The following is a 23,220-nucleotide window of genomic DNA, read 5'->3' as shown; positions in this document are numbered from 1 at the left end:
CCTTGATATCACTATATTTAGTTAGCATTTTTTACAACTAGTCTTAATAGTAAAAAAACTTGTAGCAAAGAAAACCTTTTATGCTCTTCAATGCTACAAGTCTAAAACATATACTATGTCAAACTAAAATACTAAAGTTTTTTCCACCTAACACCCTGAGGAGTATCTTCAAGAACTATACCTCTTTCTTTTAGTTCATCTCTAATTTTATCTGCCAATGCCCAATCTCTATTTTTTCTAGCCTGCTGTCTTTGTTCAACTAATTGCTCAATCTCATCTTCCAATGATATCTTAGTTGATTTTTGAAGCATTCCTAAAGGTCCTCCAAGCTCTCTTATAAGCTCCAAAGCCTTTGTTATAGCTTCTTTTGAGGAAGTTACTGATATATTAGTATTTATATCCTTTATCAAATCAAATATAGAAGTTATAGCATCTGCAGTATTAAAATCGTCGTCCATTCTTTCTATATACTTATCTCTGTGTTTGTTTAAAGAATCTAAATAAACTTTTTCGTCCTCTGTAGTAAGCTCTAACTTAACTTCATCAAGTAGATTTTCTAAATTGGCTATGGTGTTGTATATTCTTTCAACTGATGCTTTAGCAGATTCTAATAACTCTTCACTGAAATTAAGCTGCTGTCTGTAATGAGCTGATAACATTAAAAATCTTATAACATCAGCTTCATATGCATCAAGTATCTCTCTAGCAGTAAAGAAATTGTTTAGTGATTTAGACATCTTTACATTATTTACATTTACGAAAGCACTATGCATCCAATAGTTTGCAAATGGCTTTCCTGTAAGAGCTTCACTTTGAGCTATTTCATTTTCATGATGAGGGAATACTAGGTCTGATCCACCTGCATGTATATCTATTGTGTCACCTAATATCTTCTTTGCCATACAAGAGCACTCTATATGCCATCCTGGTCTGCCTAACCCCCAAGGGCTTTCCCAACCTGGCTCACCAGGCTTTTGAGACTTCCAAACAGCAAAGTCCATAGGATCTTGCTTTCTTTCATCTACATTTATCCTTGCTCCAGCTTGTAGATCCTCTATATTTTGCCCCGATAGTCTTCCATACTTAGTGAACCTCTTAGTAGAGAAATAAACATCTCCATCTACCTCATATGCATAGCCTTTTTCAATAAGCTCACTCACAAAATTAACTATCTCTGCCATATACTCAGTTGCTCTAGGGTTTACAGTGGCTCTTTCTATGTTAAGAGAATCCGCATCTTGATAGTACTCCTTTATATATCTATCTCCTAACTCTTTTACTGTAGTCCCTTCTGCATTAGCCTTATTGATCATCTTATCGTCTATATCAGTAAAGTTTTGAACAAACTTAACTTCATAGCCTCTATATTCAAAATATCTTCTAATAGTATCAAAAACTATAAAAGTTCTACCATTGCCTATATGAAAAAAGTTATATACTGTAGGTCCGCAAACATACATTCTAACCTTATTCTTTTCAATAGGTACAAACTCCTCTTTCTTATTATTAAGAGTATTATATATTTTAATCATAGACCTTCTCCTTTCTCTCTTATTCGTCAGCTCTACTAAACATTCAATCCAGCTTCATCAAATTGTTTTTTTACTGTATTGTACACATCATCTATGTTTATTACATCTATATCCTGAGAATTTCTAAGCTTAAACTCCACTTGGTTTTCAGTAATTTTCTTACCTACTGTAATTCTCATTGGAATTCCCATTAGGTCTGCATCTTTGAACTTAACTCCAGCTCTTTCATTTCTATCATCTAATATCACATCAATACCTTTTTTTCTTAGAGTCTCATAAAGGTCATTAGCTACTTTAACCTGAGCCTCATCCTTTATGTTTACAATTACTACAGATACATGATATGGTGCTACAGAAAGTGGCCATACTATTCCATTATCATCATGATGCTGTTCTATTATAGATGCCATTGTTCTAGTAATACCTATACCATAACAGCCCATAATAAATGGTTTTTGCTCTCCATTTTCATCTATAAACTTAGCATTCATAGAGTTAGAGTACTTTGTACCAAGTTTAAATATATGTCCTACCTCAGTACCTCTTGATATAGTTATTGGACTTCCGCAATGTGGACATCTCTCACCTTCAGTAATGTTTCTGAAATCTCCTACAGTACCTTCAAAGTCTCTTCCATAGTTTACATTTTCAATATGATATCCTGTTTCATTTGCTCCAACTATAAAGTTATACATCTTAGCTACTTCTATATCAACCAAAAGAACTTCAACGTTTATTCCTATAGGACCAGCAAATCCTATTTGTGCTCCAGTTGCCTTTAAAACAGCATCACTGTCAGCCATATCTAAATTAGTAACTCCGCCTAAAGCATTTGCTACTTTAGTCTCATTTACTTCTCTATCTCCTCTTACCATTACTGCAACAATTCTTCCATCAGCATTGTATATAAGGGTTTTAGCAAATTTCTTTTCTGTTGTATTAAAGAATTTAACTAATTCTTCTATAGTTCTAGTATTTGGAGTCTCGATTTTCTTTAATTCCTTTAGTGCCTCATCTTCTCCAATATCTGGAGTTGATGCTGCTTTTTCTATATTAGCAGCATAATCACAGCTAGTGCAGAAAACAACATCGTCTTCTCCAACCTCTGATCTTACCATGAATTCTGCTGAGTTTGATCCTCCAATTGCACCAGAATCAGCCTCTACACATTTAGCATCTAAACCACATCTATTAAATATATTTACATAAGCCTTGTTCATCTTATTATAAGATACATCAAGTCCAGCCTCGTCTTTATCAAAGCTATAAGCATCCTTCATTATGAACTCTCTTGATCTCATAATACCGAATCTTGGTCTTCTCTCATCTCTGTATTTTGTTTGAATCTGATAAAGATTTATTGGCAGTTGTTTATAAGACTTAATCTCATTTCTAGCTATATCAGTAAAAACTTCTTCATGAGTTGGCCCAAGACAGAAGTCTCTTTCATTTCTATCCTTAAGTCTGAACATCTCAGCACCATAAGCATCCCATCTTCCAGATTCTTGCCATAATTCTGCTGGTATCATCGCTGATGCTAAAAATTCTTGTGCGCCAGAGTTATCCATCTCATCTCTAACTATATTCTCTATGTTCTTAAGCACTTTAAGTCCTAATGGCATATAATTATATATCCCAGAAGCCATCTTTCTCATCATTCCAGCTCTAAGCATAAGCTTATGGCTGTCTATTTCAGCTTCTGCAGGTACTTCTCTTAATGTAGAAACTAACATATTTGACATTTTCATTTGCGTATCCTCCCTATGTCTTCAAAAAATATTTTTCATATTAAGAAGCCTTTACTAGGCTATATTTAGCTAACTATTTAACTATATATTAAAAACTATATATTTTTGACATCTGCCTTCTCTGAATGTAAGTGAAGAATCTTACTTAGACTTAACTTCTCTTTTTTTATTCCTTTTCCGACATCTAAATTAAAGTCATCTACACATACTTATCCAGACCATTATCTTTTATATAAAGTCCTGAAAAATAAAAAAAGCCCGCCCTATGCTTAGGGCGAACTTATATCGCGGTACCACCTAAATTTGTACTCAAATAATAATAACGGTATTAGACCGATAGTTTTTGCCTACAACTCAGAAGCGGGTTCAAAGCTGGTGAAAATCTTGCAGCCTAGGATTTTCTCTCTGTAAGTTAGCCCTTACTATTCTTCATCAATGCTTTGCAATATTAAATTTGCTTAATTTATTATAACTTCTAAAAAAAAGTGTGTCAATATCCCAAATTCATTGATAAAATTCATATTCAATACTGATTATTTTTATTTATAAAGCTTTCTGCAAGTATCAAATCCTCTGGAGTAGTTATTTTTATATTCTTATAATCGCCTTCATATAAAAACACCTTATTATAAAACATCTCAAAAGCCATAGTATCATCTGTCACTGGAATATTAGCATTCTTTATCTTCTCATGACAGTCCTTTATCATTTTATATTTAAAACATTGAGGAGTTTGCACTGCAAACAATGTATTCCTATCTGGCGTTTCTATAGAAAAGCCATCGTTTCCTTTTACCTTTATTGTATCTTTAGGTGTAACTCCAGGTGCTGCTGCGCCAAAATCCTCAGCAAATTTTATTCCTTTTTCTATTATAGTGCTAGTAACAAATGGCCTAGCTGCATCATGAATTAATACCAAATCACAATCATCAATAGAATTTAATCCATTATATACAGAATCCTGTCTTTCTGCTCCAGCTTCAACTATTGTTTTCACTGGAAGATTAAACTTTTCAACTATTTGACTTTTACAATATTCGATTTCATCTTTTTGTGTAACCAGAATTATTTCATCTACATTCTTACAGTCTGCAAAAGCTTTAATAGCATAATATAATATTGGTTTTCCTCCAATGCTTATATATTGCTTAGCAACATCCGTACCCATTCTCTTGCCTTTTCCACCAGCTACTATAACCACACAAACCCTTGACATATCTTAAACCTCACTACCTCTAAACTACTTCTTTTTGTTTTGCAAATATCATTCTTCCAGCAGCAGTTTGTAGCACAGAAGTAACTGTTACATCAATGTTTTCACCAATAAATTTTCTTCCGCCCTCAACTACTATCATTGTACCATCATCAAGATAGGCAATTCCTTGTCCTGATTCCTTACCATCCTTAACCACAGTTATATTCATATCTTCTCCAGGTAAAACAACTGGTTTTATTGCATTTGCTAGTTCGTTAATATTGAGAACCGGAACACCTTGAAACTCCGCAACCTTATTTAAGTTATAATCATTAGTCACAACTTTTCCACTTAAAGTTTGTGCAAGCTTTAGCAGCTTAGAATCCACTTCTTGAATATCTGGAAAATCACCTTCCCAAATTTGAACTTCTATACTTAGTTCCTTTTGAATCTTATTTAATATGTCCAGTCCTCTTCTTCCTCTATTTCTTTTTAAAGAATCTGAAGAGTCAGATATATGTCTAAGTTCATCTAGAACAAAGCTTGGTATAACCAGAGGACCTTCTACAAAACCAGTTTGACATATGTCAAATATTCTTCCATCTATTATTACTGATGTATCTAATACCTTTGGATAACCTTTAAATCCATGCTTATTCTTCTTGTCCTTACCAGAATTTCTTTTAAGTCCATCAAATAAAGCTATTATATCATCTCTTCTTTTAACTGAAATATCCACTCCAATTACTAGCGCAATAAGATTTACAACTATAAATACAACTTGAGCTAATATCTCATGTATTTTGTTTAATATTCCATTTAGAGGTAGCATGAATAATGAAGCTATTATAAGTGAAACTATGGCACCTAACGCACCGAACAAAATTTCACTAGCAGTTAACTTCTGCATACTTACTTCTATAGCATCTATAAGCTTTGATGTCCACTTGTATAGAAATGGAGAAACAATAAAAAGTATAAGTCCGAAAATAATAATAAATAAAGCATAAAAAATTAATGCTGCTATAGGCGTCTTTATGGAAGAAAAATTGTGTGCTATATAACTAGAGTTTATCACCGCATCTCCTATAAAATAACCTACTACCAATCCAATTATGGTAAATGTCAATCTAAAAAGCTTTTTTACCAATAAATTCACCTCCTATTATTAAGTATTTCCATTATATTGAAATACATTCTCTAAAACAACATTTTTTTATAAAATCCTTTAAACAATTATAACATATAGTTAAGGGAAAAATCACTAATAGGGTTTTCATTAGTGATTTTTTTTATATATCATCCTATTTTGAATATTTACGGTAAAATTTTATAAAAAGCAATTTCACGTTAAAACTTTCTATAAATTACTATATAAATACCCCCTATAAAAAACAATATCTATGATTTAATATAATATCTAAGGATGAGCACATCTTACTTCATTGACAAAATAATCTGAAAATATTTATAATTAAATTAAATACAAACTAAATTATCAAGAGGAGTGATACCGATGAAGGACGTTATATTCGATGATTTTCAAAATGCTGTACAGGAATCACTACTAAGACACAAGAGCATTCTTGATATCCTCTCCAAATATCAAGAGTCCAATGCTAGAGTGAATAGAGCTGTGGCTAAAGCTGTAACTAATTGTGGTTGCGTAAAAATCTCTGCAGATAAACAATGCCTTCCTGAGGAAGACGATTCTATAGATGTCTTAGACAAATGCCTAAAAACACATCTACATGGTGAACTGTGCGAAAGTTGCAGAGAGATAATAGAACGAGAAATCGGAAATAATATTTTCTATCTTACCTCACTTTGCAATACTTTAGATTTAAACCTTTATGATATTCTAATAAAAGAATATGACAGAATAAATACTTTAGGAAAATTTACTTTTAGATAGCTATGCTATTATTTATCTCCTAATTAAAACATCTTATGACTATAATTTGCTACAATTTTTAATTTTTAATGCATCTTAAGATATAATTAAGTTGTAGATTCAAATACTTATTTTGATTAATATCATGCCTACATTAGGATAAGTCTTAAATGTTTGGTATCATAATTCTATCGTAGTTAATAAGATAAAATACTTTAATTAAAATCTCTATAGTAAACGTTAACTTAAATATTATATAAAAAGTTAGCAGGTTTAATCCTGCTAACTTTTTATAGTTGCTTATTTAAAGATACTTGCTCCTTAATTCTTCTAAGTCCGTTTCTAATAGCTCTTGCTCTTGCTTCTCCTATGCCCTCAACCTGATCTAAGTCATCTGTAGTAGCCTCAAGTATAGCTGTTAATTCTTTAAAGTGCTTAATAAGATTCTCTATTACATTAGCTGGAATTCTTGGGACCTTATTCAGTATCCTGTAGCCTCTCGGAGAAATCAAGGTATCTATTAGTGGTACAGATACGTATCCAAGTAACTTTCCTATCATATCAAGATCCAGAAGTTCCTCTTGGGTTAATTTTTGAAGTTCTTTATATATTTCATTGTAATCCATATTAATCTTACAATAATCTCTAATCAGTAAGATACCGTCCTGCTCAATATTTTTTATAAGTTCATTAAGCTGCATGGAAATAAGCCTGCCTTCATTGCCAAGCTCAACTATATATCTCTCTATTTCTCCAACGATTCTCATGACCATTTCAGTTCTTTGAATAGCCGTAACCACATCAAATAGAGTTACCAGATCTTGAAACTCGAGCAAGTTTAAGTTATTAATAACTCTATCAAGTACTGAAACATACTTCTCAAGTGTTTGAACCGCTTGGTTAGCCCTAGCCAGTATAACGCTACTTTCTCTTAGTACATACTTTAATTCTCCCTTATATATCGTTATAATATTCCTTCTCTGAGAAATAGCTACTGCTATAGTTCCAGTTTGCCTTGCAACCCTTTGAGCCGTCCTATGTCTTGTTCCTGTTTCAAAAGTTTGTATTGAAGAATCAGGCACTAACTGTGCATTAGCACATATAATTTTCTTAAGATCCGAACTTATCACTATTGCCCCATCCATCTTAGCAAGCTCGTAGATATAGGATGGTGAGTAGTCAGAATTTATGGTAAACCCTCCATCAACTATCTTCATTACTTCCTCACTATTATTAAGCAGTATAAGTCCACCAGTTTTAGCTCTAAGTATGTTTTCAAGACCTTCTCTAAGTTGCGTACCTGGTCCAACTATCTTTAGAATATTTTTTATTTCTCTATCATTTTCTATTCTCATACTCATTCACCCGCCATCAGAAAATCTTACTTACTGCTTCTTTTAAAGTTCTAACCCCAATTACCTTTAGTCCTTGTTTATTTAGCTTATCTAAGTTCCTAAATGGTACTATTACATTGGTAAACCCCATTTTTTCAGCCTCATTGACAAGTCTATCACAATTGTTTATTGGTCTTATTTCTCCAGTTAGACCTACTTCTCCAATAATCATAGTTTTTTCCAAAGTGCACGCTGTACCTTTAGAAGATGATATCAGTGCCAAGGCTATGCCTACATCTGCAGTAGTTCCTTCTATTTCAAGCCCACCTACTACATTTACATATACATCACTATTATAAAAAGGTATTCTTAGCTTCTTCTCAAGTACTGCAAGTATCAGACTAAGCCTTTGATTGTCTATACCAACAGCTGTCCTTCTTGGCATAACAGCCTTTGTCTCAGTTACTAATGCCTGAATCTCCACGAGTATTGGCCTAGTGCCTTCCATAAGTCCTATAACCATTGATCCCTCTTGATTATAGCTAGTATCTTCAAGAAACATTCTAGACGGATCATATATTTGCATCAGTCCTTCTTCACTCATTTCAAAGACACCTATCTCACTGGTTGTTCCAAATCTATTCTTCATAGTTCTAAGTATTCTAAACTCTTCAGTTCTTTCACCTTCAAAAGAAAGTACTGTATCTACCATATGCTCCAGCACTCTAGGACCTGCTAATTCCCCTTGTTTAGTTACATGAGCAACTATAAATAGAGGTATGTTATTACTTTTACCAATTCTCATTATTACGTTTGAACACTCTCTAACTTGAGAAACACTTCCTGGAGCAGAAGTAACACCTTCCTTATAAACGGTTTGTATAGAGTCTATGATAACGAATATTGGTTTTATATCTTCTATATAACTCTCTATTATATCTAAACTAGTTTCTGATACTATATACAAGTTTTCCGCATCAACGCCTAACCTATCCCCTCTTATTTTAATTTGTTCTTCCGACTCTTCACCAGAAACATAAAGAACTTTTCCATACTTTTTAGATATGTTATTTGCTGATTGAAGAAGAAGTGTAGACTTTCCTATACCAGGATCTCCAGAAATAAGAGTAAGAGAACCTTTTACAAGTCCTCCTCCTAACACCCTATTTAACTCAACTATCCCAGTATCATACCTTTCCTTTTCTCCAGACTTTATATCCTTTATCGGCTTAGGTACACTATTAGTTTGTCTAATAGGTAGTGAAGTTCTTTCCGGTTTTGCTTCTTTTATTTCCTCTAACATGGAGTTCCATGAATTACATCCAGGACAACGCCCTAACCACTTTGGCGATTCATACCCACACTGCTGACAAACATATAGAGTTTTAATTTTAGCCATTATATTCACCTACTATTTCATCATTTACACTATATATTAATATTCTTTCATTGTTAGTAAAAATATAATCCTTATTTATATTAACATAGATTTAAAATTAAGTTTTTATCAATATTAAACATTATATAATATTATGATATATATGTTAAAGTATGTCATGAAAATTAATTTTTTACGTATATAGTTCCAAATAAAACTTTTATTCTAAGCCATTGAAATTACTAAGTTTGGACAATAAAAAAATCGATATTGCAGCTTTAGCATTATCGACTTTTTTATATTATATTTATATTTTTATTTAGAATTATAATCCTGAAGAACTCTTAATGTACTCCCCTGAGTGTAAGGATAAAAATTTAGCTGCTGCTTCATCAATTACGATAACTACATCTCTATGCATTTGAAGCATCGAAGCAGGAACCTCTGTAGTTATTTTCCCACTAACAAGTTCTTTGACTACTTCGGCTTTATTTTCACCACTAGCTAAAAGGACTATCTTCTTAGCTTTCATTATTCCGCCAATACCCATAGTTATAGCTTTTCTTGGTACTTCATCTATTGATTTAAAAAATCTTGAGTTAGCTTCAATTGTGTCTTTTGCTAAATTTGTTTGATGTGTTCCCATATATAGATATTCAGCAGGCTCATTAAAACCAATATGCCCATTACTACCTATTCCAAGTAACTGTAGATCTATGCCACCAAGTTCAGCTATTTTCTTATCATATTCTATGCATTCTAAATCTATATTATCAGCTAATCCGTTAGGAACAAAAGTTTTGCTTTTATCTATATTTATATAATTAAAGAAGTTATGATCCATGAAGTATCTATAGCTTTGTTCATGTTCACCACTTAGTCCTATATACTCATCTAAGTTTATACTTGTAACATTAGAAAAATCAACTATTTCCTGCTTATTTAACTTTATAAGCTCTTCATATAAACCTTTTGGAGTACCTCCGGTAGCTAGACCTAGAACTGCTTCTGGTTTGCTATTTATAAAATCACTAATCTCTTTAGCTGCAACTTTACTCATTTCTTCATAGTCTTTAGTCACAATTAATTTCATCTAAACTTCCCCTCTCGTGTTGAGATATCAACTTCTAATAAGAACTTATCTGATCTGTAGATAGATTCTTCTACAAAAAGTATCTTCCCATTTTTAGTTATAGTCTTTGAATATATATTAAGTAAAGGAACGTTTTTATCTACTTTAAAAAGTTTTTTATAATAATCGTCCATAACAACTGCTTTTATCGAGGATTGAGAATAATCTATAGTATACCCAAATCCCTCTAGTATCTCGAAAAGAGAACCTTTAAGCAAATCTTCATCTATATATCCACAATAGTCGCAAGGTATATAAACTATTTCATTTGCTATATTTTCTCCATCTACTATTCTCATTCTGTCTATTCTATATAATTTTTCAAAAGGAAATATTTCTTGCATATCTTCTGGTGTATCTATTATCTCAAAGCCTAGAACCTCAGTGTTAAGATTGCCTCCAAGCTTACTTATTATATTAGAAAAACTCATCATATCTTTTTGCTTTACTTTTGGCTCACAAACAAAGGTTCCTTTTCCTTTTTCTCTTATCAGTATTCCCTCTTGAACAAGCTCTCCAAGAGCCTGCCTTATTGTCATTCTACTTACACCATAACTCTCTGAAAGTTCTCTTTCACTATCTATGCATTGTCCAACTTTCCATACTCCATTGGCTATTTTCTTCTTAATATCTTCCTTAAGTTGATAATAAACTGGTATAGGACTATTCTTATCTATCATTCCCGTTCCTCCTAATTTAATTATATTATAATTTTTTCAACCTGTCTAGACCACTATACAACTATACTATTATTTTCTTCTTCACTTTTACTCCATAATCTAAAAATGAAAATGATTTATGAAATACAACTGTTGCAATTATATACATTATAGCAGTTATTATATAAGGAATCTCGTAGCCATGAGGCAAACTATACATTATAATTCCTCCAAGCGCAGTACTAATTGCTCTGCTAACATTACTGAAAATATTATTTACGCTTGCAAACATTGATCTTTCTTCGCCTTCAATAAGTTCCATGGTTATTGTTCCAACCACTGGTCCAGACATATTCATAAGCCCATTTCTCATAAATAGTGCCATTGCTACTATATACAAGTTAGGCGGCAATGCTATTAACAACAAAAATGGGATTGAAACTATCTGGCATAAGTTTATCGTTTTTACTCTGCCAAATTTCTTCGACATAACTGGAGTCAATAACCCACCAAAACCCATTGCAAATTGAGCTAACGCCATAATTAAACCTATCTGAGCTGTTGATGCATTAACCTTATATTTAAGATACACATTAAAATAAGGCACTACAAGACCTGCCCCAAAACCTATTATGGAGTTATAAATCAATAATCTTAAAGGATATTTATCTAATGATAACCTAATTATGTGCTTAATAAAATCCTTTGTATTTTCTTTTGTATTTACTTCTTTTACAGATTTTATCTTAAGTATAAATATAGCTGAAAAAATTCCAATAACCCCAGAAGCTATAATTGAATACCTTAACGAGTTAACTCCACCAGTTACACCTTCCAGGGTCCTTGAGACTGATCCAAATGCAAAGTACCCTACCATAGTAGAAAATACATTTGTTGAAAATACATAGCTAAATAGCTGAAGTCTTGTCCTCTCATTGCTGTTCTCCATTAAAAATGGTCCTTCAGATACTACTATGAAAGCATTTACTAAGCCTTGTATTGCTGAAAGAAACAGTACCGTCCAATTATTACTTGTTATTCCCTGCAATATAATAGTAATTGGTATTATAAACATAGCAATTAATAAGCCTTTTTTCTTCCCAATCTTCGAAACTATAATTGCGCAAGGAATAGCTCCCAAGGCTATTGTAATAGTCTTTACGCTTAATATTACTCCTAAGAACCCTTCACTCATTCCTGCTTCCTTAAGATAAATTCCTTGAAGCATACTAAAGGCTCCATTGCAGATATAAAAAAATATTATAGCCAGAAGGTACAATAAAGAATTTCTATTATATAATCTTTTCTCATAGGTTATCCTTCTTTTTACTTTCTTTAGCTCTTTTAATAAACTCATGTTTTCCTCCTTTATCAATTGTGCTATTACTAAACCAAAAATAATTATACTACGACTACATATTGTTGTGAAAAAAAATTTATCGATTAATTATTTGAAATGAGTATATTATTTCTCTAGATTCAAACCCTAATATCATCAATTCATTTTGATATATTAACGAATTACATTAAATGTAAGCATAAAATGAATTGATTCATATATTATATGGATTATATTATTTTTATATTGAAGAATATACCCTCATGAGGTATAATGTATTTAGATAATAATTATTTGTTAATAAGGAGTGAAATATTATGGTAAAAGTATATACAACTAATTCATGCCCATGGTGCGTTAAGGCAAAAAGCTACTTAAAATCACAAGGAGTAGACTACGAAGAATTAAACGTACAAGAAGATTTAAGTGCTAGAGAAGAAATGGTTAATAAATCAAGACAAATGGGAGTTCCTGTTCTAGATATCAACGGTACAGTAATTGTTGGATTTGATAAACCTGCTATAGATCAAGCATTAAGTCTATAATAAATAAGTCGCTGAAGTGAACTTCAGCGACTTATTTGTGCATATGCCTTTTCTGAACGAATGTGAAGAAATTCTGGCAGGCAAGTAATATTTTTTTACTGTTCACCCTAAATAGATATTTTAAAACCTTGATATCTATACCTATAATTTCCTAGACATCAAAAAACTGAGAGTGTCTTAACTACAAGACGCTCTCAGTTTTTTTAACTATTCTTAACATGCTCATGATTTCTTAAATGATTTATACAGTATTCATGATTTCCTTGGCAGCCAGAGCAATATCTAAACTCCATATTAGGATCATCGTTATCTGTTATACCACAAACTTCACACTTATGTCTCCAAACTAACTTAATGTTTTTATTTTTAGTCTTTTTCTTAATATTTTTCTTATTATTATAGGCATAGCCTGTATTTTTCCCTCTATATAGCATATCCTTTCCAAAGAACACAAAGAAATTTATTAATGCCGCAACTATAGAAAGCTTATCAGCAATATCTCCTTGGATAAAAGAAATAGCTAAAAATGCCGCATCAAGCCAAGCCAAATATTTAATCTTAATTGGTATCACGAAGAATAATAATATCTGATAATCTGGATATGTGTAGGCAAAGGCTAAAAACAAAGATAAGGTTAAATAAGTACCAGTAACAGCCCCACCTGTTATAAACCCAGCAATTATAGTCCCAACTATTCCGAGTAAGTAATAGAAGTTAAATCTAAATGCGCCCCATTCGCTTTCTAAAGTTGAGCCTATCATATAATAAAAATATAATACAAATATTATAAAAATAGGTGATGAATTTGGTGGGATAAAGATGAAAGTTATAACCCTCCATACTTCTCCCTTTAATATAAGACTAGGTATAAACATAAGCTTGTATGTAAGCATACTTGTTCTAAACAAATATTCCATTAAATATACAATCAAGTTAGCTACCACTATATAAAACATCAAGTTCTTAATAGCATATCTACCAAATTTTCTTTCTAATTTATCTAACCACTTCACCCCAAAACCTCCTTTAATCATAACTACGTTATTTACAACTTAAAATAAAGTTCCATAATATAGATTATAACCAGTTAACTGTTATTTAACTAGTCTTATAAAAATACCCCAATCTTAAAATCATTACTTCTCAAATTAAAGCTCTGTAAATCTATTATCCCCAGCTAAATCACTTAAAGATAATTACAAACTAACTAATAATATAAAAATATTAAAAATAACCCCTATTTTAGGGATTATTTATTTAACAATATACTAAGAATTACCTATTTTTAGAATAGCATTATTAAAATAAATATCATACAACATAATTATTTCTTCAAGTATCTACCTTTAGCAACAAATGCTAAGGCTACTGTAACTATGTATATAGATAGTATTATAATTGCTAATATTGTGGTTGATAAAGTGGAATAAAAGTTTATAACTCCTGTAATAAATAAAGCTACACCAATTACTATATTTTGAATCCTCAAAAATTTAATAAGTTCGTCTGAAACCTTCTTATATCTTTTAAAATTAGATAGATTTTTAATTTTTTCATCGGAAGCCTTAAGCCCTGTATATAATAACATAGCTCCAAACACAACTAGAAAACCGCTAAAAATAGTATTTTCCACAAACTCAACTCCTTATCTTTTAGTTTTGGAATATGTACTAAATTATAGAATAAAAGCTTTACAATAGCAATTAATTTGTATCTCCCAAATAGACAGTTGTTTTTTGTCCCATTGAAATCTTTTTAATTATATACTTTAAAGCTGAAGGATATATTCTATGATTTATTAAATTATCAATATCAGTCAATTCACATCAAGTCCCAATGTTAAACTTCTTTACATAAATATAACTCTTATTTCCCTATATTCCTAACTTATCTATACTTCATCAGTAAATTAATATCAACAATAATGACCCACAGTATATGATTATAATAAATTCTTATATTTTTCTTACAATTTTCTTATATTTTACTTAATAATACCTTATTACAGTACTTAGTATATTTGTAATATGATTTAAATAGTTACAAAATAAGACATTCAGTAATTAGCTGAATGTCTTATTTTTTTGTCAATTATTAATTTCATATCAACATTTATTGCTGATATAACAATAAATAACAATCTTATCTATATAAATTAATATTTTACAAAGATACATTTACATTTTGTAACAAAGCATCTCTTTATATATATATACATTTATGGAGGTTAATATATAATATGGATGAATTATACAGTAAATTAGTGAAATGTAAAGCTGGTAGTAAAAAAGATATTCTTTATATTATTGAAAAATTTGAACCAATAATTAATAAATATTCGAAAATAATTGGTTCTGATGATGCTAAACAGGAGATCATACTAGAAGTCATTAAAGTTCTTTATAAAATTCCAATTCATAAAGAAACTTTTAAAGAAGATAAGTATATAGTTGGTTATATAAAGAAAGCAATAATTTACAAGTACTGGAGTTTGTCAAAAGAGAAAAACAAATTATTTTCTTGTTCATATGATTTTGACTTTAATACAATTTCTTCTATGAATGAAGGTTATACTATAGAGCTTTATGATTTATTGAACGACTTAACCAAAAGGGAGCAATTTGTAATTGTTTCAAAATATATAAATGAGTTATCAGATAATGATATAGCAAATACTATTCACATTTCTAGACAAGCAGTGAATCAAACAAAAAATAGATCTATAAATAAACTAAGAAAATCACTTTCAAAAATTATTTTATAGATGCCTTTACAAATTAGATATTAAAATCTTTTTAATCTATGTAAATAAAATTCAAGCTTGATTTTATAAAAATAAAAAAATTAATAATGGAGGAATTAAAATGGCAAATAATTATCCAAATGTAAATCCAGGAGACTTAGTTTCAGGAGGTTTCACTTATCCAAACAACGCTCAAGTAGTAGGTGATGACCTATATATAAGAGATGCAAACGGTAACCAAATATCAGGCAGAATGGTAAGCAATGGAGACAAAATAACAGTACTAGATGTTGGGTATACAAAGCAATTAGTTTTGGTTCAATATCCTGCTGGAAGTTCAGTGAGACAGGGTTACGTTACCAATGTTACATCAATAATAAAATACACTAACCAAGGTCAATGGCATAATGGTTCCACCAATGAAGAAGTGCTTGATGAAAATGGAGCTCATTTAGGTTCTTTAAGTCCATACGAAACTGCCACACCTATATATGAAGCAAATAATATGATTCATGTTGTATACAATACCGATAAGGGAGCTAATACTAAGAGTGGTTATGTAAAATATAGAGGTGGTATTCCTGGTGGTTCTACTGGTGGTTCTACTGGTGGTTCTACTGGACCAACAAATGGTACAGTTTCTTCAAGCTTAGTAAACTTTATTAAAGCCTATGAAGCATTTTCTGATCATGCTTACAATGACGGCACAGGAGTTATGACAATAGGTTATGGTACAACTAGAAAGGATTTAGTTGCTCTTGGACATTGCACAGAGGCTCAGGCTACTCAATGGCTTATGGACGAACTTAATTCTGTTGCAAGTCAAATTAAATCTAGCCTTGCTTCTAAGAACGTAGCTCTTAAGCAAAATGAATTTGACGCTTTATGTAGTTTTGCTTACAACTGTGGAGTAGGTGCCTTATTACAACAATCTAATCTATACACTAGAGTATGTCAAGGGGTTAGAGATGAAAGTCTTAGGGCTAACTTTTTAGCTTGGACTCACGCCAATGGACAAGTTATGCAAGGTTTAGTTAATAGAAGAAATGAGGAATGTGATATGTTCCTATATGCTGATTATGTGAGAAATAAATAATATCTCATAATAATACATTTATCATTTCTAAGTTCTATGTATATATTATAAACTTATTAATATGGATATACTCACGCACAACAACCTAATAATCAACTATACAATATATCATTAAGATATAAAATTATATAAAGAGCAGATTTAAATAATCTGCTCTTTATATATATTCACACTAAATTCTATCTAGTTGAAAGTAAGCTCCACCACCAACTAAAATTAAGGTGTTATCATCTTTAATATATATTAAACAAGAATTACCTTTTGTATCTTTAATATTTACTGCAGTAATATAATCACTTGATATACCCAACTTTTCAAAAGTTACTCTATTCTTATTATCTTCTTCGAAGCTATTCTTTTCTACTCTAGACTCTTCATATACAGGATTATTCATTATAATATTTAAATCACTTACACTTTCCTTAAAGCTATTTGCTTTTTCTTGTGCGAAAGTTAGATTCTTTCCAATCATATTATTAATATCATCTTGACTAAATGTCGAAATAGAACTAGATGCTAAATACTTCTTTACAACCCAATTTCCCATATATATTTGTTTTGACTTATTACTTTCAGTTGAAGTTTCTGTCTTTCCTTTTTCCGGCTGCTGAGTATTCTGTGATTTCTGTTTTTGCTGAGACTCCGGTTTGGTCTGTGCTTTGTTATTTCCAGTGCTAGTATTAGCAGTTGAATCGTCGCTACCTTGCTTTGTTGTATTTGATGAATCATCTTTTGAAGTTTCCTGGCTTTTTGTACTATCATTGGAATCAGATTGTTTTGAAGCTTCTTGAGTTTCTTTTGTATTTGTTTGCCCCTTATTTTCTTTTCCATTGCTACATCCTGAAAAAAACACCATTGTGAAAATCAATCCGATTGATATTATTCGCCTTTTCATAAGTTAATTCTCCTTCCATGAAAATTAAAATCTCATTACTTTCCAAGTATGATATATATATAGCTACTTAATTTAATTTTTTATAGCATTAATGTTTTATATTGCTTAAATCATGCAGCTTCCAATCTAACCACTAGTTATATACTAGCCACTAACAGCAGCTTTATACCGCAGCACACCACAAACAATTTATTTAAGATAGTTTTTAGTCTATATTATACTTTAATATAATCATCATTATAAAATACAATTGACATCTTAGTTGCTATGTACTGCAATATTATAAATTTTAAAAATAACATTAATTAGTTATAATTTTACATATTTCACATTTTAAATTATAACATATCTCTTTTTGTAAATCAACTTAGTAATCATGTGTTTAATTATCTTGCATTAATATTACATTGTTTTAAAGTAATGTTACATAATCTCAATATTTAATTAACATTGTATTTAAAAATAAAAAAACATAGCACAATCTTCATCATCTTCCTTGGACTATCTTATTCATCCCTAAATTTGCAATAAACCTAATATGAATTGTAAGTTCCCAATTACAAAGAGCGCTAGATCCATCTTTTATGCGGAAAAGAGCTGTGCACTAATTGTTTAGTGCGACAGCCCTCTTTAATCATAATAGAAGTTATTTTTTTTGAGAATATTGTAGTTGCTGTACTGCCTACTTCTCCTATGGCATTTTGTCTAATAATACAATATTATTTTCCATTTAATCAGTAACTAGTTATTTGTAAACCTGGTTAAAACTCCGCTTACAGGTTTATAATAAGTATATTTAACCAAACTAGGGCTTCCATAGCCATTAACACCAAGTCCATTAGTATTACTTTGTCCTACCATAAGATTATCAATTACAACACTACCATTTCCTATATCAACAAACATACCATTGCCTGTTCCAAATGAAGATATATTATTAAATAATCCATAAGTTGATCCAGTGTTTAGTATCCCATGAGGGGTTGTAAAACTTTTAATGCTTATATTAGTAGTATTACAATCTTCACAAGAATCAAATGTTAAGGCTCCTCCAGTTACAGATTTAGAAACACTTAATAAAGTTATATCACTAAAACTACTAAAATTCATTTTAGATAATCTCATTTGGGTTTGTCCGTTAATGTTATTTAAAATCCAAAAATCGTTATTTGCTCCACCACTATAATTTGTAGAATAAATAGAATAACTAGTATTTGGACCTAAAAATGCATTATTTATATTTCCATACTGTGAACTTTCTATTTGAATTCCAGTATCACAAGTCTCTAATACTAAATTGTTTAATTGAGGTGTGTATTGCCCCTTTAAATAAATTCCATACTTACTCATTATATTAGCTGTAATCCCATTTAGACAAGCTCCTCCATCCCAAGCAACATCTAAAGTTCCATCTAGAAATAATCCATGGCTACCTCCCCAATAATGCAAATCAGTAAATTTACTATCTCTACAATGTAGCGTATATACTCCTACATCATTTCCTTCTCCACCACAATTTCTAATTTGAAGTTCAGCACTATATCTAACATCTACTGCATTCCAAAATCCATTAAAATAACAACGTTCTATTAAAGTCTGACTACTATTAATGATGGATATTCCACCACCTCTAGCACTACTATCTGTGTAAAAGTTGAAATTTCTAAATGTGGTGTTCTTAACTAATTGAGGATATTGCGTTCCTTTTCCTTTTACCACAAAACAAAATTGAGAATTAGCTTGGCAATATATTGATGAGCCATTCCCCTCAAAAAGTAATCCATTTGTATCAGTAATGTTTGTATAATCTATAATAATGCTGGAATTTAATTTTATTGTTGCATTTGGACTAAAAGAAATGCCTCTTATTCCATGAGATAATGCATAGTTTATTATTTCTTGTAGATCGTCAGTACTATTTACTTGCAAAAATTGTGAATCTAATTGATTAATCATATTATCATTTTCCTCCTAATTTATTATTCATATTGATTGTTTGCTGTCTGGTGTTACTCCAAATCCTATAATTCATTACATGTTTCTACTATAAGCTTTTGACTATCTGAACTTTCTAGCAAAATTCTACAACCATTCACTTTATAAACTTTTCTTTTATTTCTTCTATGTCTCCTTTAATAATTGGTAATGTACCCGTCAACTCCTGAATTATATTTTGATAATTACCTTCTCTTTTACTATTTTCCTTTAATACATAAAATAATAGGTAGCAGAAAAGTAGTGCAAATGCCCCTTGAGTTGCAAGTAACCTTAAAATTTCATTTTCCATAAAATCACCTCCTTTAATATCTCATATACTATATAAAGATTGTTTAATATAGAAAATGTAAACATCGGTGGTATATTTTTTTTAGAAATATATAGAATATATACTTATTGTTACAAATCATTAAATTAAAAGTTCCATACCTATCTCATATTTTTAAAAACACTATAGTAATTTTTTATTTTTAAGGAAATACTAATGTTGAAATTTAATTGAAGGTAGGTGTTTTTTTATGAAAGCAAGAGATATAATGAGCAAATCTTTAGTAAGCGTAGCACCTAATGATACTGTAGAAAGAGCTGCTATCCTAATGAAGGAATACAATATAGGCTCAATTCCAGTATGTTCTGGTGATAGACTTGTCGGTATAGTTACTGATAGAGATATAACTTTAAGAGCTGTTTCTTCTGGCGCTGATACTACTCATGAAACAGTTAATAGTGTTATGACAAACAACCCAGTAACAGCTTCACCTGATATGAGTGTAGAAGACATTTCAAGAATAATGAGCCAACAACAAATAAGAAGAATTCCAATAGTAGAAAATGAAAGAGTGGTTGGAATAGTAGCCCTTGGTGACTTAGCTACAGAACCAAAAGCAGATGAAAAAGCTGGTCATTCACTAAGCGATATATCTCAACCTGGTAATTCAGGCTTCTAAAAGTTCAAAATATTAATAAAAAGCCACTGAGAGTTTACACTTTCAGTGGTTTTTTATATGCACCTATATGTAATTGTTATAAAATATAAATTGTTAAATTTTATGAGAGATTATAATATGTAGCTTCGTAGATATATATGAAAGGAAGGTGCAATATGAAAATCACTAGTGAGAACTTTATTGACCAGCTAATTAAAAAGAATCCTTCTGCACTAGACTACGTTGTTGATAACTATTCAAATTTGATATTTAAGGTAATAGTCTCTGTAATCGGAATAGATCATAGAGAGGACTGTATGGAATGTTTAAATGATGTATTACTAAAGATTTGGAATAATATAACCTCCTACAAAGCAGAAGAAGCAAAGTTTACTTCATGGCTAATTGCAGTTAGTAAGTACAATGCTATTGATTATAAAAGAAAGTTGTCAAAGCTTAAAAATAACTGTGATATTGAAGATGTAACCCTTATAGATGAGAAAAGTACTGAAGTTGAGATACTAGCTAAGGAAAGTAATAAAGAACTTTTAGATATCATAAGTACCATGTCTTATCCTGACAAAGATATCTTTATAAGAAGGTATCTTATGGGTGAAAGCATCAATGAAATATGCCTAGCTTTAGATTTATCTAGATCTTCTGTAGACAATAGAATATTTAGAGGAAAGAAGCAGCTAAAGAAACAAATAAATGATTTTTATGGAGGTATCATAAATGAGTGACAATATATATGAAATATTAAACTCCTCATCTTTTGACGAAGATGATTATGAAAATATAGACGCAGCTCTAACTGACATAGAGATAAAAAATATCAAAAATAACTTCAGGAAAAAGATCAAAACTAATAACAAAAAGAAATATGCTTATATAGCTGCTTCATTGGCACTTATAATAACCATCGGAACCTTTTCTGTAAAACCTGCTTTTGCTGATCCTTTTATAGAAAGTATTCCCTTAATAGATTCCCTATATGAAAAGCTTGGATATTATAATGAATTTAAAGACTTCTCTAGTTATATAGGTTTAAGCCAAGAAAAGGATGGATACAAATTCACCATAGACAAACTTATGGCCGATGATGAAAATGTCATGGTAGCACTTAGAATCTTTAAGCCTGGATTAAATAAAAATAAAGATAAAAATGATAAAAAAGTAAATAACTTTAATGTTTCTCCATTAGTATCAAATGGTAGTTTCATATTTATGGGCTCTGATAATGACTCTACGATTTTAAATGATGATACTACATTGATAGTAACTAAACTTGAAGTTGCTCCTGCAAAGAAAGTTCCTAAAAGACTAGATATGAACTTAATTATAAGAAACCAAGAAATCCCCAATTTGTACGTAAAATTTTTAGTTCCTGTATCTAGAGAAAGTACCATAAGAAGTACCATAACAAAAAATAGTCCAGGGAAAATAAAATTGGGCAATATAGATACTGTAAAGATTGATAGGTTAAAAATAAGTCCTTTGAACACTTCAATTAAGTTCTCTTTAGCAAAGGGTGATAAGGATCCCATGGATTTTGAATTCTACCTATTTGATGACAAAGGGAGAATATATAATAATTTTGGTGCAAGATCTGATGACAGTGGATATTATATAACAGATTTCACCAAAGTTGAAAAAGATGCAAAGAAACTTTATATTTACACTTCGTTAACCAATAGATCTGATGCCATTAGAGATGATAAGCAAGTAATTTCAATACCCGAAGACTTCCAAAAAGCTCGTGACTTAGCCACATTAAGAAGCTTCCACGTAGATAATATTGGAACTATAAAAATCAATAAAATAGAAAAAAACTCTGACAATATTAAATTTCACTTTAACCTAGATGATCCTAAAAACTTATTAAAAGCTTACTATCCTATTAACCTAGCTGAAAAACATGGAGATAATCTGGAAATGTATATTCACCATGATTATATTAAATTTTATAAAGATCCTAACTCAAAGGAAAAAGACTCATATATTTTAGAATATGACAATATTGATAATAGTAAAACTTATGGATATAACGTAACTTTTCCATTTTATAAGACCTTATCTCAAGGAGCTCCATTAGAAATTGACTTAAAATAGAAACAAACCACTGAGAGTATACCCTTTCAGTGGTTTGTTTATTACTTTATTGTGCTTACCTTATCTAAAGGCCATATTCTAAGTCTGGCTTTTCCTTCAACCTGATTTTCGTCAATAAGACCAAAGGATCTGCTATCTATACTAACTTCTCTATTATCTCCTAGCACGAATAGCTTACCCTTTGATACTTTTAAAGGAAAGTTTATCTGCTGCTTTTCTGTATTACCTTGAGCATAATTCTCTGCTAGTTTGTTACCATTAACATAGACACATCCATCTTTAAGGTCTATTTCATCTCCAGGTACTCCTATTACACGCTTTACTAGGCGTATATCCTTACGATTGAACAAATCATCTAGAAATATCTTGAAATCTGATAAAGCTTTATCCCTACTCTTATCTTCTAAGAATATTATTATGTCTCCTCTTTTTGGTTCTTTAAAATCATAAGTTATCTTATCTATAAGTAATTCTTGACCATTCTCAAGTGTATTTTCCATTGATCTCTGCTGTACCTGTACCATTGCAAACACTTTAGTATCAAGTATGGTTACTAGGATAAGTGCTCCTATTATTGGGTAAACCCATCCCATAATCTCTTTAAATACCTTCTTCTTATCGATCATACATCCTCCCATACTTAAATATTACATTAAAAAAACGATTTATACAGTCAAATTTTTTTACTCATCTG

The 23,220-nt window shown here is 30.7% G+C and carries 22 protein-coding genes; 7 read left to right on the top strand and 15 right to left on the bottom strand.

The window, feature by feature from the left end; translation table 11 throughout:
- Window positions 1-131: 131 nt before the first annotated feature.
- From cysS to C1I91_RS03480, 4 genes are all read right to left on the bottom strand, one after another.
- Window positions 132-1,529, bottom strand: a complete 1,398-nt coding sequence (cysS, locus tag C1I91_RS03495) for a cysteine--tRNA ligase (RefSeq protein WP_128215904.1) — start codon at window positions 1,527-1,529, stop codon at window positions 132-134.
- A 38-nt stretch (window positions 1,530-1,567) separates the two neighbouring features.
- Window positions 1,568-3,280: a proline--tRNA ligase gene (locus C1I91_RS03490; RefSeq protein ID WP_128211249.1), complete on the bottom strand. Its 1,713-nt coding sequence runs from the start codon at window positions 3,278-3,280 to the stop codon at window positions 1,568-1,570.
- Window positions 3,281-3,803: 523 nt separating this feature from the next.
- Window positions 3,804-4,496, bottom strand: a complete 693-nt coding sequence (gene ispD, locus C1I91_RS03485; protein WP_128211248.1) for a 2-C-methyl-D-erythritol 4-phosphate cytidylyltransferase — start codon at window positions 4,494-4,496, stop codon at window positions 3,804-3,806.
- A 19-nt stretch (window positions 4,497-4,515) separates the two neighbouring features.
- A complete protein-coding gene (locus C1I91_RS03480; protein ID WP_128211247.1) occupies window positions 4,516-5,625 on the bottom strand; it encodes a PIN/TRAM domain-containing protein in 1,110 nt (369 codons plus the stop codon).
- Between the two features lie 366 nt (window positions 5,626-5,991).
- Here C1I91_RS03480 and C1I91_RS03475 point away from each other — a divergent pair, with 366 nt between their 5' ends.
- The gene (locus tag C1I91_RS03475; protein ID WP_128211246.1) at window positions 5,992-6,390 is read left to right on the top strand and encodes a nucleoside triphosphate pyrophosphohydrolase family protein; all 399 of its coding nucleotides are present in this window, start codon (window positions 5,992-5,994) and stop codon (window positions 6,388-6,390) included.
- A gap of 269 nt (window positions 6,391-6,659) precedes the next feature.
- Here the strand turns inward: C1I91_RS03475 and disA are convergent, their stop codons facing one another.
- The 5 genes from disA to C1I91_RS03450 all read right to left on the bottom strand — a co-directional run bounded on the left by disA (window position 6,660) and on the right by C1I91_RS03450 (window position 12,229).
- Window positions 6,660-7,724, bottom strand: coding sequence for a DNA integrity scanning diadenylate cyclase DisA (gene disA, locus C1I91_RS03470; protein WP_128211245.1), 1,065 nt, complete (start codon window positions 7,722-7,724; stop codon window positions 6,660-6,662).
- Window positions 7,725-7,740: 16 nt separating this feature from the next.
- Window positions 7,741-9,102: a DNA repair protein RadA gene (gene radA / locus C1I91_RS03465; protein ID WP_128211244.1), complete on the bottom strand. Its 1,362-nt coding sequence runs from the start codon at window positions 9,100-9,102 to the stop codon at window positions 7,741-7,743.
- Between the two features lie 304 nt (window positions 9,103-9,406).
- Window positions 9,407-10,174: a glucosamine-6-phosphate deaminase gene (nagB, locus tag C1I91_RS03460; RefSeq protein ID WP_128211243.1), complete on the bottom strand. Its 768-nt coding sequence runs from the start codon at window positions 10,172-10,174 to the stop codon at window positions 9,407-9,409.
- Window positions 10,171-10,893, bottom strand: a complete 723-nt coding sequence (locus C1I91_RS03455) for a GntR family transcriptional regulator (RefSeq protein WP_128211242.1) — start codon at window positions 10,891-10,893, stop codon at window positions 10,171-10,173. The genes nagB and C1I91_RS03455 overlap by 4 nt, the downstream gene beginning before the upstream one ends.
- Window positions 10,894-10,954: 61 nt before the next feature.
- A complete protein-coding gene (locus tag C1I91_RS03450; RefSeq protein WP_128211241.1) occupies window positions 10,955-12,229 on the bottom strand; it encodes an MFS transporter in 1,275 nt (424 codons plus the stop codon).
- A 299-nt stretch (window positions 12,230-12,528) separates the two neighbouring features.
- Here C1I91_RS03450 and C1I91_RS03445 point away from each other — a divergent pair, with 299 nt between their 5' ends.
- Window positions 12,529-12,756 carry a glutaredoxin family protein gene (locus C1I91_RS03445; RefSeq protein WP_128211240.1) on the top strand — a complete coding sequence of 76 codons (228 nt, stop codon included), beginning with the start codon at window positions 12,529-12,531 and terminating at the stop codon, window positions 12,754-12,756.
- 203 nt (window positions 12,757-12,959) lie between these two features.
- Here C1I91_RS03445 and C1I91_RS03440 read toward each other — a convergent pair whose 3' ends face one another.
- Together C1I91_RS03440 and C1I91_RS03435 are read right to left on the bottom strand one after the other, a co-directional pair.
- Window positions 12,960-13,769 carry a rhomboid family intramembrane serine protease gene (locus C1I91_RS03440; RefSeq protein ID WP_128211239.1) on the bottom strand — a complete coding sequence of 270 codons (810 nt, stop codon included), beginning with the start codon at window positions 13,767-13,769 and terminating at the stop codon, window positions 12,960-12,962.
- Window positions 13,770-14,080: 311 nt separating this feature from the next.
- A complete protein-coding gene (locus C1I91_RS03435; protein WP_128211238.1) occupies window positions 14,081-14,389 on the bottom strand; it encodes a hypothetical protein in 309 nt (102 codons plus the stop codon).
- Window positions 14,390-14,995: 606 nt separating this feature from the next.
- Between C1I91_RS03435 and C1I91_RS03430 the strand changes: the two genes are divergently transcribed.
- Both C1I91_RS03430 and C1I91_RS03425 read left to right on the top strand, forming a co-directional pair.
- Window positions 14,996-15,520, top strand: a complete 525-nt coding sequence (locus C1I91_RS03430) for a sigma-70 family RNA polymerase sigma factor (RefSeq protein ID WP_128211237.1) — start codon at window positions 14,996-14,998, stop codon at window positions 15,518-15,520.
- Between the two features lie 100 nt (window positions 15,521-15,620).
- Window positions 15,621-16,595 (top strand): glycoside hydrolase family protein, encoded by a 975-nt coding sequence (locus C1I91_RS03425; protein WP_128211236.1) that lies wholly within the window; start codon window positions 15,621-15,623, stop codon window positions 16,593-16,595.
- Between the two features lie 172 nt (window positions 16,596-16,767).
- On the opposite strand, the gene C1I91_RS03420 is transcribed toward C1I91_RS03425, so the two are convergent.
- The 3 genes from C1I91_RS03420 to C1I91_RS03410 all read right to left on the bottom strand — a co-directional run bounded on the left by C1I91_RS03420 (window position 16,768) and on the right by C1I91_RS03410 (window position 19,777).
- The gene (locus C1I91_RS03420) at window positions 16,768-17,490 is read right to left on the bottom strand and encodes a hypothetical protein (protein WP_128211235.1); all 723 of its coding nucleotides are present in this window, start codon (window positions 17,488-17,490) and stop codon (window positions 16,768-16,770) included.
- Window positions 17,491-18,231: 741 nt separating this feature from the next.
- Entirely contained in the window at window positions 18,232-19,446 is a 1,215-nt protein-coding gene (locus C1I91_RS03415; protein WP_128211234.1) for a NosD domain-containing protein, read from the bottom strand.
- Between the two features lie 136 nt (window positions 19,447-19,582).
- On the bottom strand, window positions 19,583-19,777 hold the full coding sequence (locus tag C1I91_RS03410; protein WP_128211233.1) for a BhlA/UviB family holin-like peptide: 195 nt from the start codon (window positions 19,775-19,777) through the stop codon (window positions 19,583-19,585).
- A gap of 229 nt (window positions 19,778-20,006) precedes the next feature.
- On the opposite strand from C1I91_RS03410, the gene C1I91_RS03405 reads away from it, so the two are divergent.
- The 3 genes from C1I91_RS03405 (at window position 20,007) to C1I91_RS03395 (ending at window position 22,526) form a co-directional block, all read left to right on the top strand.
- Window positions 20,007-20,435 carry a CBS domain-containing protein gene (locus tag C1I91_RS03405; protein ID WP_128211232.1) on the top strand — a complete coding sequence of 143 codons (429 nt, stop codon included), beginning with the start codon at window positions 20,007-20,009 and terminating at the stop codon, window positions 20,433-20,435.
- Window positions 20,436-20,590: 155 nt separating this feature from the next.
- Window positions 20,591-21,157, top strand: a complete 567-nt coding sequence (locus C1I91_RS03400; protein WP_128211231.1) for a sigma-70 family RNA polymerase sigma factor — start codon at window positions 20,591-20,593, stop codon at window positions 21,155-21,157.
- Entirely contained in the window at window positions 21,150-22,526 is a 1,377-nt protein-coding gene (locus C1I91_RS03395; protein WP_128211230.1) for a DUF4179 domain-containing protein, read from the top strand. Before C1I91_RS03400 ends, C1I91_RS03395 begins: the two co-directional genes overlap by 8 nt.
- A 41-nt stretch (window positions 22,527-22,567) precedes the next feature.
- Here the strand turns inward: C1I91_RS03395 and lepB are convergent, their stop codons facing one another.
- On the bottom strand, window positions 22,568-23,152 hold the full coding sequence (gene lepB / locus C1I91_RS03390) for a signal peptidase I (protein WP_238475917.1): 585 nt from the start codon (window positions 23,150-23,152) through the stop codon (window positions 22,568-22,570).
- Window positions 23,153-23,220: the final 68 nt, after the last annotated feature.

It is taken from the genome of Clostridium manihotivorum, assembly GCF_004015185.1.
Taxonomy (GTDB): domain Bacteria; phylum Bacillota; class Clostridia; order Clostridiales; family Clostridiaceae; genus Clostridium_AR; species Clostridium_AR manihotivorum.
This window is presented reverse-complemented; position numbering and strand designations above follow the sequence as displayed.